Below are 12,727 nucleotides of genomic sequence, written 5' to 3' on the forward strand. Positions count from 1 at the left end.
ACTCTAAGTCAAAAATCTTGGATTGGTCAGAATTTACTCCAGCTCGCGGGATTGTTCTTCTATGGAAGCCAAGGCCTCCTGATTACGGAAGATATTTTCGATGATGGTGTTCGATACCAGCATGCCATTTCGGGTCAGCCGCAAATACCCCTTGGAAATCCGCAACAGGTTGTGCTTGTGCAGGGCTTTTACCAGTCCGGCATGCTGTTTGGTGAATCCCTGCCCCGTCAGTTCGCGGTAAGCCTTGAGCCTGAGCCCGCGCGAGGTGCGCAAGCGGAGCATGACCATCTCCTTGACGCGGGTCAGCGTGTCGAGCTGCTCCCTTTCGCGGCCCAGATCCACATTGCGCACAGCCTCCACCCATTTTTTCAGATCCGCAGGATTTTCCCAGCGTTCCGAGGCAATGGTGGAGACTGCCGCCGGCCCTACGCCAAGGTACTCGCGCCCTTCCCAGTACCCCAGATTGTGGCGGCAAAAGAATCCCATGCGCGCAAAGTTGGAGATTTCATATTGCAGGTAGCCTTGCGATTCCAGGTAGTCTGCCCCGTACAGAAACATTCTGGCCTGCTCGTCCTCATGGGGGAGCACCACCTCCTGCGCCAGGCAACTGCGCTCCAGGGGCGTGCCCTCTTCCACAGTCAGACCGTAGCAAGAGAGGTGGTCGGGCTTGAGCTCGCAAATCCGCTTGAGCTGCTCTTTCCAAAGCCGCAACCGCTGTCCGGGCAAGCCCCAGATGAGATCGACGTTGATATTTGCAAAGCCGGCCTGACGCAGCACGGAAAAGGCGCGCGCCGCCTGCAAAGCACTATGGGGGCGCCCCAACAATTCCAACTGGGCGTCATCCATACTTTGCACGCCCAGGCTTATGCGATTGATGCCGGCGACCTTCAAAGCCTGAGCGTATTCCGGCTTCCCCACACTGTCAGGATTGCATTCAAAGCTGACTTCGACATTTTTGGCCTGCCGGAAGTGCTTGCGGATGGCCCGGGTAATATCCATGACATCCGCTGCGGGTAGCATGCTGGGGGTGCCGCCGCCAAAGAATACGGTCTCCACTTCGGGCTTTTTGAGCGTGCGCCCCCAGTAGGAGATTTCCCGCAGCAAGTGGGAAACATAGGCCTCGCGGCCCTCCTCTGTGTAGGCCTCAGAGTAGAAACCGCAGTAGTTGCATTTGCGGCGGCAAAAAGGAACGTGAACGTAGAGCAGCATGCAGACTATCCAGTGTGGCTCACTCCCGCTCGTTGGGATTGCGGGAGCCGCCAGGGGCCGTCAACGCTGCCAGATCACCCTGATAGCGTTCGTATTCGCTGTAGAGGCAGCCACAGTATTGCTGCCGGTAAATGCCCCATTCCTTGGACGTTTCAATGCCTTCCTGCCAGCCTTCGCGAAAATCCTGGTAAAAAAAGGAAACGTCACCGCCCCCTGCCATATCTTCACCAAGGGAGCGTATTTCCTCGTGGCGCTGCATTCTGGAGTACAGCAGAGTTGAGCTGAAGCAATCGAACTTGCCACGACGGGCAACCTTGAGGGTCTTGTCCAGCCGCATGGCGTAACACAACCGGCAGCGGCTGGCCTCGCGCAGGGTCACTTCCCGAAACCAGCGTTTGGGGTCGTATTCCTTGTCCAGCCAGATCACGGGAAAATCCAGCCTGGCCGCGACTTCCACCAGCCCTTCCCGCCGGCGCAGGTATTCTTGCAAGGGGTGGATGTTGGGATTGAAAAACACCCCCGTCACAGCATGCCCTTGCTCCTGCAGCCGGCGCACCGGTGCTATGGCGCAGGGGCCGCAGCAAATATGTAAAAGAATACGTGCCATGTCCTTTTTCCGTTACCTGCTTCCCCGCGCAGCTACTAGCCCTCCAGGGAAACCGGCTCAGGAGTGCTCAATATAAATATCGGTCTCGAACTTTTTTTCAAGTTCCGTCAATTTGCCGCGTTTGCGGTTCAGCATGTAGAAGGCCAGCTCTCTTGGCACGGTATAGGTCAAGGGTTTCGGATGGTTATCCTGCAGCAAATGTCTGTGCACCTCTTTCAGGGCCTGCATGGCCTGCCACTCCAGGTTCCGGCGCACGCCAGATCCGCCGCAGCAGGGGCACGCCTCTGTGGAAAGAGATATGGCCGAGGACCCCAACCGCTGCCGCACCACCTGCAGCAGCCCGAACTTGGTCATTTTACCCACATCGTGGCGCGCACGGTCCCCCTTCATGGCCTGGCGCATGGTCTTTTCCACCTCAGACCAGTTCTTGCGGTCCTTCATTTCAATAAAATCGATGACAACCTGTCCGCCAACATCGCGCAGCCTGAGATGCTGGGCAATGGTTTCGGCGGCCTCCAGGTTGGTCTTCAAGGCCATCTCATGAAAATTGCTCTTGCCGCCTATCTTTCCGGAGTTGATGTCCACGGCCATCAGGGCCTCGGTCTGGTCAAAGACAAGCTGTCCGCCGGATGGCAGCGGTACGGTGCGCGAATAGATATTTTCCAGCTGCTTTTGGATATTGAAGCGCTCGAACATGGTGCGATCCGCATGGTCGTGCAGCTTCACCAGGCTGCCGCGCCGGGGAAAAATGAGCGAGGCAAATTCTTCCACCCGCTGCGCCGTTTCCTCGTCATCCACCCAGACCTCCCCCACATCCACCGTGAGATAGTCCCGGATCGCGCGGGAAGCCAGATCGGGTTCTTCATACACCAGAGCAGGGGGCGTTTCCGTTGTTCCCTTGCGGCGGATTTCCTTCCAGAGGCGTTTCAAAAATTGCAAGTCCTTGGACAAAGTCGTCTTGCTCTGCTCTATGCTTGCCGTACGGACGATAACGCCCAACCCCTGATCCAGAGACATGCTGTCCATGATTTCTTTGAGGCGCAGGCGCTCGGCCTCGTCTTCCACCTTGCGGGAGACGCCCACCTGCTCCCGCCCGGGGGTCAGCACAAGACAGCGCCCCGGCAAGGAAATATAGGTAGTGAGAAAAGCGCCTTTGGTCCCGGTGGGCTCTTTGACAACCTGCACCAGAACTTCCTGTCCGGCCTTAAGAGCGCGCTGGATCAAGGGATACTTGTGCCCCTTCTTGGAGTCGTGGGGCTGCATGTAGTACTCGGGGTGCACCTCATCTATTTGCAGAAAACCATTTTTCTCCGCGCCGTAATTGATGAACGCCGCCTGCAGCGAGGTATCGACGTTGTGGATGGTGCCTTTATAGATGTTGCCCCTGGTTTTGGCCTGGTGCAACATTTCCACGTAATATTCCTGCACCCTACCGTCTTCCGCCAGGACAACCTCCACTTGCTCTCCTGGAAGAACGCTGATGAACATCTTGCGTTTTTTCTTTTTTCCTCTCGTCATATCCATTCCTCAAAAAAATATGGTTCATTCCCCTGCATAAGGGGCTCTTGCGAACGTGTCTCACACCGCCTTGAAAAAAGGCGGTTCAGCGTCAGGCAAAGCCCTGACTCTCTTCTTGTCGAGCAGTTCCTCCAGGGCAGCCGCAACGTCAGGCTGCGCACTGTCCAGAGCGGTGGCAAGCTGTGCTGCCGTCTGGGGCCTGCGTCGCAAGCTCTGGTAGACTTCTTCCGCCAAAACCTGCAACGCCGCAGATGGCGCCGGAGATTCAGGCGAAGAGGCGCAAACGCCCCCCTCTTGCCCCAAAGCATGACGCAAAGCAATGCCTGCCCCCTGATTCACACCGCTTTCCGCCTTGGCTTCCGCTTTCCCGCCTTTGCCCCCAATGGCGTCGGTCAGCGTTCTGGCAAAGCGCTCCAGACTCTCTTCAGATGCGGTTTTTCCCTTTTCATATGCACCGGGACGCGAAAGCGTCACCACATCCACACGCTCAGGTCGGAGTTCGCGCACATACTCTTCCAGCAGCGCCAGATTCTGCTCACTGTCGTTTATGCCCTGACTCAAAAAAACCTCTAAATAAATGCGCCCCTGAAATTCGTTGCGAAAATCAAGCAATCCCTTGGCAATGGCTTCCAGCTTCAGGGATTCATGCGGCCGGTCCAGAATCTTGAACTCACGTTCCACAAGGGTGTCAATGGAAGGCAGCACCACATCAGCCTTGGCGAGTTCGGCGCGCACCGTGGGGTCGGGCAACAGGGAGGAGTTGGTCAGCACCGCAATCGGCGTGTCTGGAACTATTTTACGCGGCTCCTGAATCAGGCGCTCCAAGTCGCTATGCAGACAGGGCTCCCCTGAACCGCTCAGGGTGACGAAATCGGGTTTGGAGGTATGCCCTTCACGCCAGTTGCGCAATTCGCGCAGCAGCACTTCCGTGGGTACGAACACCCCACGCTCGACCACACGTTCCGGCTGGGGGCCGACTTCGCAATAGAGACAGTCAAAGGTGCAACGTTTCTCGTCCAAAGGGTCCAGGCCGAGAGAGCGTCCCAGGCGACTCGAGGTCACGGGACCAAAAATGTGACAATCGGACACGTTCTGTTTCCTTACAGGTACAGGCCGGGCAAAAGGTCGGCTTGCACGTGGGCATATTGCCAGGAGCGCACTACGAAAGGCATTGTAGCGCTCACAAATATATTTAGAATCCGCCAGTTGGCGGCGAGCACGCGGTATGCGGGCAGGCTGCGCAATAACAAAATCCAAACGCTGCAACCGGATTTATCCACGAAACCATCTACAGCATACGGGAAAAACAGGGTATGTATCAAGCCACAGGTTTCGCATACTCCTGAAAAATCTTCAGAGAACCTTCCGCACTGCGTTCGTCAGCTTGACACCTGCGCGGGGAAACACTAGGCCAACCGGACATTGTAACGAGGCGGGAGCTCCCGTCAGAATCGGAGGCGCGACATGCCAGAACAAGGCGATTTGGTCCAGATGGTAAGCCCCAAGGGCAAACGTTATCTGATACGGGTAGGCATTGGGGACGCATTGCATACCCATGACGGCGTTATCCCCATGGAAACCATTGCGGCTGCCCAGTTTGGCGCCACCTTGAACACGCACATAGGCAAACCCTATCGCATGCTGCGCCCCACCTTGTATGACCTGGTAAAAGGCGTAAAACGCCAGACCCAGATCATCTACCCCAAGGATATTGGATATATTTGCATCAAATTGGGGGTTGGCCCTGGACGCCGTGTCATCGAGGCCGGCAGTGGCTCCGGCAGTCTGACCCTTGCGCTTTCCTGGTTTGCCGGCCCCACTGGCAAGATTTACACCTATGAAAAGCGCCCCGAGTTTTTCAACCTGTGCCGCCGCAACCTGGACTGGGCTGGCGTGGGTGAAAACGTGGAGCAGCATAACCATGACATTGCAGACGGTTTTCTGCATGAAAATGTGGACGCCCTGTTCCTGGATGTGCGTACGCCCTGGGATTACCTGGACCATGCCGCCGCGGCGGTAGCGCCTGGCGCGCCCCTTGGTTTTCTGCTGCCCACCACCAATCAGGTCAGCGACCTTGTCAGTGCTTTGGAAAAAGGCCCTTTTGCCGGAATCGAGGTGGTTGAGATACTTGTGCGCCGCTGGAAACCCGTGCCTGATCGCCTGCGCCCTGACGACCGTATGGTGGCGCACACCGGCTTTTTGGTCTTTGCACGGCAGCAGGCGCCCCAGGCTGAAGCCATAGCGTCCCAAGAACCTGCTGCAGAAGCAGCCGCACCTGAGATAGCTGCGCCCGCTGCAGAGGAAAACACCGCTCCTGACATGCAACCAGAAGAGACCGCCACACCAGAACAAGACGGCGAATAGCCGCCTTCCATAGCTGCGTCATGCAGCTTGAGGAAGAATATTCATGTCGACACCCACCGTCGCACTCTTTGTTCCTTGTCTTTGCCAGGATGTTTGCCCGGAGACCGCGCTGGCCGCGGCCCGGGCTCTGGAGCTTGCGGGCTTCCAGGTTCTGGCGCCCGAAGGCCAGACCTGCTGTGGCCAGCCCCTGTACAAACAGGGAGCCTTTGACCACACCATTCAACTGGCCAAACACGCCATAGAAGTCTTTGAACCATTGGCGCCCCTGCCTGTGGTATCGCCTTCCGCCTCCTGCACGGCCATGTTGCGCAACTATCCCAAGCTCTTTGCCCAAAAGAAATATGGCGACGACTGGTGCGACCGCGCAAACGCCCTTGCCAGCAGATCGTATGAACTGTGCGAATTTCTTGATGCCAACGTACCTGCTGACTTCTGTTTTCCGGAATACGCCGGAGCAGTGGCCTACCACGAATCCTGCCAGACCCGGACCCTGGGCGTGGGCGCTGCTGTGCGCAACGTACTTGCTCGCGTGCCCGGCCTGCAGATTCTCGATCTCGACGATCCGGACGCCTGCTGCGGTTTTGGCGGCGCGTTCAGCCTGCAGTACCCTGAAGTTTCCCACGCCATGCTGGAGGACAAGCTGTTTGCCCTGGACAAGGCCTGGAGCCAGGCGGACATAACGGGTGACAAACGCATGGCTGTTACAGCCGAAATCGGCTGCATGATCAACATAAGAAGCGCCCTGGACGCCTGTAAGCCTGGTGCGCGCATCCTGCATGCCGCACATTTTCTAGCGCATTCATTTGAAGGGGGGCAATAATGAGAACCCCACGCGAATTTGCTGCACAGGCTGCCAAAGCCACTGAAAACAGACAGTTGCGCAATGCACTCAGCCGTGCTTCCGTCAACTTCCGTGTCAAGCGCACCCAAGCCATGAAACTGTTGCCCGATTTTGCCGGCTACCAGCAAGGCATCCGCCAGGCGCGGATGCGCTCTCTTGCGGAAATGCCCGCGCTGCTGGAAAAGCTGGAGCAGAATCTTTCCGCCCGCGGCGTAAAGGTGCACTGGGCGGAGGATGCGGCGCAGGCCAGGGAGATTATCAGCGGCCTGACCAGGGAATACGGTACCAAGAGTGTGGTCAAGGGCAAGTCCATGATCACCGAGGAGATCGCCCTGAATCCCGCGCTGGAGGCAATGGGCATAGATGTTTGCGAAACCGACCTCGGCGAATACATTATCCAGCTCGCTGGTGAGCCCCCCTCCCACATAATCGCCCCTGCCGTGCATAAAAGCAGACAGGACGTTACCGAACTCTTTCTGCAAAAACTGGGGGAAACGGCGGACAACAGCGTGGCTCTGACGGCCATTGCCCGTGAGGCGCTTCGAGAGCGTTTTCTCAAGGCCGACATGGGCATTACCGGCGTCAACATGGCCATAGCCGATCCTGGCGTCGTGGTGCTGGTGGAAAACGAGGGCAACATCCGTATGAGCACCACCTGCCCCCGTGTTCATGTGGCGGTGATGAGCCTCGAAAAGGTTGTGGCGGGGCTGGATGAAGCCGCTGCCATCCTGCAGATGCTGCCTCGCAGCGCAACGGGGCAGAAGCTTTCTTCCTATGTTTCGATGTTCAGTTCTGCGCGGCTGCCGGATGAAGTGGACGGACCTGAACACATGCACCTGGTGATTTTGGACAACGGGCGCTCGCGCATGCTTGCCGACCCCGAACTGCGTGAGACCCTGCTGTGCGTTCGCTGCGGCGCCTGCCTGGCTGCCTGCTCCGTCTACCGCAACATCGGGGGGCACAGTTACGGCTGGGCATATTCCGGCCCCATCGGCTCGCTGCTGGGGCCGCAGCTCCTCCCCCCGGAGGAAACCAGGGATTACCCCCAGGCCTGCGCCATGTGCGGCAACTGCCACGCGGTCTGCCCAGTCGGCATAGACCATCCGGCAATGCTTTTGACCATGCGCCGCCGCTATCGCGAAGATCCGGCATGGGGGGGCGCTGCACCTTTGCCCCAACGCGCCGCCCTGGACCTGTACACCAGGGTTGCCACGCGCCCCGGTCCGTATCGCGCCGCCATGGCGATAGGGCGGTGCCTGTGCAAGCTGGACCCGGAAATGCGTTTCACCCGCCGCCTTCCCGGCATGAATACATTCCGCCGTTACGCTGCAGGGCGCACCCTGCCCTGCCTGAGAACCCCATTCTATACGCTGTGGCGCAAACGTTCCGGAGGCAGCAATGGCTGATACCGCCAGACAAAATATCCTTTCACGGCTACGCCAGGGTTTGGGGCGTCACCCTTTTACCCCCGCCCCTGCCCCTACGCCTGAACATGTGCTTCAACCCTGCGCCGCACCGGAAAACGCCTGGGAAAACATCGGCAAAGAGCTGTCCCCCATAGGCGGTGCGTTGCACCTTGCCCAGACACCCGAGGCTGCACGCGCCATTTTAGTTGATTTGCTGCGCGAATACGGAAAAGGCGGCGCCATGCGCTGGAGCCACTCCCTGCTCGATACGCTGGAGCTTGACGCCTGCATCAAAGAAGCCGGCATTGAACTGCATGAAGCAACGGGCGACCGCATCTGCCCAGCCCTGGCGGAACTTGGTGTCGGGATTACCGCCATCGACGCAGCCTTTGCACTGGCCGGCACGTTAGTGGTCATGGCAGGGGAAGGGCGTCCTCGCAGCGCATCACTCGTGCCGCCGGTGCATATCGCCTGTCTGCCGCAAAGCGCGCTTTACGAGGATCTTTCCAGCCTGCCCGCCCTGCTCCGGCAGCGTTTGGCGGAAAAAGGGCGCCTGCCCAGCGCGTTGCACATGATTACAGGCTCGAGCTCCACAGCAGACATCGAACAGACTCTGGTGCGCCCCGCCCATGGTCCTGCCAAAGTGATCGTGCTTGGTCTCTGCTGGTTGTAGCGCCTTCTGCTAGGCGCCCGCCTGCAACAACTCCTGAACCAGAGTCGTGGTCTCACGCACCAGGGTTTTGCAGGTTTTCTCGAATATGGCTTGTTCGGCAAAGGCGTTGCGCCCCTCAGCTGTGGAAAGGTCAAACCCAGTGATGCCGTAGCATGTGGTGGCGCCAAAGCGTTCTTCGAATGTAGCTGTGAGTTCCTGCACCATCTCATAGCATGGCAGGAACTCCCCCCCAGGGGAAGGCCGCCCTTTGACCATACCCAAGGCCATGACCCCACCCATGAGCGCGCCGCAGGGGCCAGAGGTTCTGGACAACCCGCTGCAAAACCCCGTGGCGATGCCCGGTAAAAGCGCGCTTTCTATGCCATGGGCCGCGGCCACCGCCAGCACTACGCTCTCTGCGCAGAACAGGCTGCCCCCTGCCATGGAGGCTGCTGCGTCGCCAACGGCTTCGGGAGACTGATCCGATACATTCCCGCTTCTTTTTTCTTCTGAAACCTCTTTCATACAAGTCTTCCTGTTTGTGCTTTACCATACTTGGAGCGCTTAATCGTTATAGCTCCATTTCCTACCCGCTTTCCTTTTCGGTTTATACAAGTACAGAATCAAGTAAAATAAAAAAAGCTCTTCTTGCTATTTTTTCCAAGTTACTTTCCATTGCCATACGCAAGCCCGCCTGCAATTGTCTCCCTTTCTTTTCTTTTTAACGCCCATATCACAGGAACCCATAGTCCTTCTGCGAACACGCCCTGCTTTTTCTTTTTTGGAATGGGCTTCAGTCATCGTATACACAAATACTTAATTTGCCTGCCGGCATATCATGACAACATGGCGCATATGTTTTATTCATAATTCTTCATCAGTGCACCACTAATAGGAAACACCCTTCATCACCATATAACAACATAGTTGTTTCAATCATAATTACTGCCTGAATCCTTCATTCTACAATAAAACTGCATCATGCAACATCCTTCTCCAATCTTCTTCAAAAGGTATGCCTTACAATATTTTGAACAACTCTTTGCATTTTCATTCAACAAATATCGCTAATTAACCGTACAGTTTATATAATTTTTACACTTCCCATCGCCACCTCCTTATTCTATACTTCTCTAAGGATTTTTGACTACACTCACTTCTTTTTGTGATTTATTATTTAAACTGTTGCTACGGTTTTTACCGTCTTTCTCTTCCACAGAACTCTTTATACATTGCAAAAAATTCTTATTATAGTTTTTTGATATGCACTGGTGTTAAAGGGAAATCAAAAGGAAACACAATGTTAAAGGATACTCGACTTTCATTCAAAATTGGCGGTGGTTATGCGTTGCTGATAATTCTGACCCTCGCCCTTGGTATTCTCGGGGTTCTCAGCATGCGCGATGTTGAAGAGAAATCACAACTTTTATCTTCAGCCTACGTACCTGAGGTATCCTTAGCCAACGAAATTGAGCGTACAGCGTTGCTCATGATGTATTCAATGCGTGGCTACTCCCTCTCCAGAAACGAGGCCCAGCTTGAGGAAGCTCAAATGTACCTTGACAAAGCCAACGAATTGCTGCCTCAGGCAGTCGAGTTGGCCAATTCCCACAAGGAACTCAAGCAACTGGCGACAACAATAGAAGAGCTTCAATCCAAATTTACAGACTACCAAAAACTCGTTGACGATACCGTCACCCTCAACAACGCGATCAGCGAAGCACGTAAAGACATGGGCACACAAGCAGTCTCTTTTTCAATGGAGATAAGGAGCCTTCAGATTAGCCAAGGCGCCAGCTTCGCCAGGGACATTGAAGAACGCGTCTCTTCCGTCAAGCTCAAGCAGCATCTGGACAAGAACAACATCTTTACCGACATCATGGCGCTTGGTGACGAAATCCGCATCAACTCTCTCACTGCATACAGTGAAAGGAATCCTGAGCTTTTCAAAAAACCGCTTGAGAGTTTTGAAAGACTTGAGAAACTTTTCGGCCTTGTGGGCAAACTAGTCACCTCTCAGATTGACCTTCAATCACTGGAAACGGCCCATAAAGCCGCCCTTGCCTATAAAGAAAGCGTCATCATTCTTGCCGAAAGCATTGACAAGATCAGGGGTATCGGCGCTGCCGGAGCCAAGACAACCCAAGACATCCTTTCCATCGTAAAAACCATTTCCGAAGCTGGACTCCAGAACACCGCTAACATTGCAAATGAAGCTACTACGAGCTTGGCGACAGCCGTGAACACCTTGCTCATCGGTCTTGCTTTTGCGGTAATCCTGGCTGCATTCATTGCCGTAATCATCACCCGTAACATCACAGGCCCCTTGGGGCGTGTTGTAGGTTTTGCTGACAATGTCGCCACTGGTGACCTGAACAGCACCCTTACCGAAGAACGCGGGGACGAGTTGGGACAACTGGCCACCTCCATTCGCTCCATGGTGACGAGCCTCAAGGAACGCATGGACGAAGCTGCCTACATATCCGAAGAAGCCGACCGCGCCGCCAAAGCCGCAGACGAAGCCAGGATTACGGCTGAAGAAGCAGGCCAACGCGCCGAAGCTGGCCGACAGGCCATCCATAAAGCCGCCGCAGAACTGCAAAGTGTGATTGAGGTCGTGACCTCTGCCTCCGAGCAACTTTCCGCCCAGGTGGAGCAATCCAGCCGAGGCGCAGAGCTGCAAACCCAGCGGTCCAGCGAAGCCGCAACGGCAATGGAGCAGATGACCGCTTCGGTTATGGAAGTTGCCAACAACGCTGCCTCCGCCGCACAGGCCACGGGAAACACGAGAGAAAAAGCGCAGAATGGCGCGCAAATCGTACAGCAAGCCGTGACGCAGATAGATGAAGTCCAGAAACAGTCTCTGGTGATGAAGCAAAATATGAGCGAGCTGGACAATCAGGCTGAAAGTATCGGCGCGATTATGAACGTCATTTCCGACATTGCAGACCAGACCAACCTGCTTGCGTTGAACGCCGCCATTGAAGCGGCGCGCGCGGGGGAAGCAGGCCGCGGGTTTGCCGTAGTTGCCGACGAGGTGCGCAAGCTGGCGGAAAAAACCATGACCGCCACCAAGGAAGTGGGCGACGCCATCAGAGGCATTCAGGACGGGACCCGAGAGACGGTGCACAACGTGGAGCGCAGTGTCACCACAATAGCCGAAGCCACCAAGCTGGTCACTGATTCCGGCAAATCGTTGCATGAAATCGTGACCTTTGTGGAAGACGTCAATGACCAGGTGCAGACAATAGCCACCGCAGCAGAGGAGCAATCTGCAGCCAGCGAGGAAATCAGCCGCTCCGTTGAAGAGGTAAGCTCCATCTCTTCAGAAACGTCCCAAGCCATGGGGCAGGCCGCAAAGGCCGTAACGGAGCTTTCCAACCAGGCCATGAACCTCAAGGCATTGATCGACAGAATGGTCTCGGGCGAGGAATAGCCATCCTCCACCAAACCTACACTGCCCGGGGCGCGCATCACATGTGCATGCCCCGGGTTTTCTTTTTGGTGCGCCCTCGAATAGGGGAAACTTACTCGTAAAGGGGGTTATCAATGGCGTAGCGCACGTCGAGCTGCAAAAGAAAGGCGCGGGCCTTGCGATAGCGCTCAATGCGTTGCTCGTCCTGTTCCGTGGGGACAGGAATGCGCTTCAAATTCATATTATCGTTTAAGTCTGCCAGCTTAACAGTACGAGCCAAGGGGTTTTCCGCGCATCTGCGCAGATAGGCTGCGTAGGTTTCGCCTTTTCGTCTGGTGAGGTGATCCAAGGCGGTGATAATGTCGGACGGCATGCCCTGCTCTTGCAGCACTTCCAGGGTAATGTTCGAATCCTCGACCACATCATGCAGAATGGCGACCACCATCTCCTCTGGTGTCTGCATTTTGTGCATTACCCGCAAGGGGTGCAAAATGTACGGGCTGCCTCCCTTGTCCACAGCGCCGGAATGGGCAAGCAGGGCCACGGCAATGGCTTTATCTATCAATGCCGCCATGTTCCTGTCATTTCCACGCATTTATTCGCCTCCACCATGAACGCTGCCATAAATATGATGAAACAACAGAAATAGGCCCTTCTGTATGCGACCACAAGCGTGCATAAAGACGTGTGTTTTCGCACACGCATTTTAGGGCGA

General features: G+C 55.9%; 11 protein-coding genes. 5 read left to right on the forward strand and 6 right to left on the reverse strand.

The genetic code is table 11. The features are described 5' to 3' along the window. Positions 1-33: 33 nt before the first annotated feature. The 4 genes from hemW to ACZ5EH_RS04205 are packed head-to-tail and all read right to left on the reverse strand — an operon-like array spanning position 34 to position 4,423. Positions 34-1,209 (reverse strand): radical SAM family heme chaperone HemW, encoded by a 1,176-nt coding sequence (gene hemW / locus ACZ5EH_RS04190; RefSeq protein ID WP_464276882.1) that lies wholly within the window; start codon positions 1,207-1,209, stop codon positions 34-36. A 19-nt stretch (positions 1,210-1,228) separates the two neighbouring features. Further along, positions 1,229-1,816, reverse strand: a complete 588-nt coding sequence (locus tag ACZ5EH_RS04195; protein WP_464276883.1) for an epoxyqueuosine reductase QueH — start codon at positions 1,814-1,816, stop codon at positions 1,229-1,231. Between the two features lie 57 nt (positions 1,817-1,873). Beyond that, positions 1,874-3,334: an Rne/Rng family ribonuclease gene (locus tag ACZ5EH_RS04200; protein WP_464276884.1), complete on the reverse strand. Its 1,461-nt coding sequence runs from the start codon at positions 3,332-3,334 to the stop codon at positions 1,874-1,876. 60 nt (positions 3,335-3,394) lie between these two features. Continuing rightward, positions 3,395-4,423 carry a radical SAM protein gene (locus ACZ5EH_RS04205; protein WP_464276885.1) on the reverse strand — a complete coding sequence of 343 codons (1,029 nt, stop codon included), beginning with the start codon at positions 4,421-4,423 and terminating at the stop codon, positions 3,395-3,397. 375 nt (positions 4,424-4,798) lie between these two features. On the opposite strand from ACZ5EH_RS04205, the gene ACZ5EH_RS04210 reads away from it, so the two are divergent. Genes ACZ5EH_RS04210 through ACZ5EH_RS04225 form a run of 4 tightly spaced genes read left to right on the forward strand, consistent with a single transcriptional unit; the run spans position 4,799 to position 8,618 of the window. Further along, positions 4,799-5,698 carry a tRNA (adenine-N1)-methyltransferase gene (locus ACZ5EH_RS04210; protein WP_464276886.1) on the forward strand — a complete coding sequence of 300 codons (900 nt, stop codon included), beginning with the start codon at positions 4,799-4,801 and terminating at the stop codon, positions 5,696-5,698. A gap of 43 nt (positions 5,699-5,741) precedes the next feature. Next, positions 5,742-6,518: a (Fe-S)-binding protein gene (locus ACZ5EH_RS04215; protein WP_464276887.1), complete on the forward strand. Its 777-nt coding sequence runs from the start codon at positions 5,742-5,744 to the stop codon at positions 6,516-6,518. Beyond that, positions 6,518-7,945, forward strand: a complete 1,428-nt coding sequence (locus ACZ5EH_RS04220) for a lactate utilization protein B (RefSeq protein WP_464276888.1) — start codon at positions 6,518-6,520, stop codon at positions 7,943-7,945. Before ACZ5EH_RS04215 ends, ACZ5EH_RS04220 begins: the two co-directional genes overlap by 1 nt. Beyond that, positions 7,938-8,618: a LutC/YkgG family protein gene (locus tag ACZ5EH_RS04225; RefSeq protein ID WP_464276889.1), complete on the forward strand. Its 681-nt coding sequence runs from the start codon at positions 7,938-7,940 to the stop codon at positions 8,616-8,618. Before ACZ5EH_RS04220 ends, ACZ5EH_RS04225 begins: the two co-directional genes overlap by 8 nt. Positions 8,619-8,627: 9 nt before the next feature. On the opposite strand, the gene ACZ5EH_RS04230 is transcribed toward ACZ5EH_RS04225, so the two are convergent. Beyond that, complete coding sequence (locus tag ACZ5EH_RS04230; protein ID WP_464276890.1) at positions 8,628-9,122, reverse strand: C-GCAxxG-C-C family protein; 495 nt, start codon at positions 9,120-9,122, stop codon at positions 8,628-8,630. Positions 9,123-9,897: 775 nt separating this feature from the next. Here ACZ5EH_RS04230 and ACZ5EH_RS04235 point away from each other — a divergent pair. Then, positions 9,898-12,033 (forward strand): methyl-accepting chemotaxis protein, encoded by a 2,136-nt coding sequence (locus tag ACZ5EH_RS04235; RefSeq protein ID WP_464276891.1) that lies wholly within the window; start codon positions 9,898-9,900, stop codon positions 12,031-12,033. A gap of 91 nt (positions 12,034-12,124) precedes the next feature. Here ACZ5EH_RS04235 and ACZ5EH_RS04240 read toward each other — a convergent pair whose 3' ends face one another. Continuing rightward, a complete protein-coding gene (locus tag ACZ5EH_RS04240; RefSeq protein ID WP_464276892.1) occupies positions 12,125-12,607 on the reverse strand; it encodes a hypothetical protein in 483 nt (160 codons plus the stop codon). Positions 12,608-12,727: the final 120 nt, after the last annotated feature.

This window comes from Desulfovibrio biadhensis, from assembly GCF_055388615.1.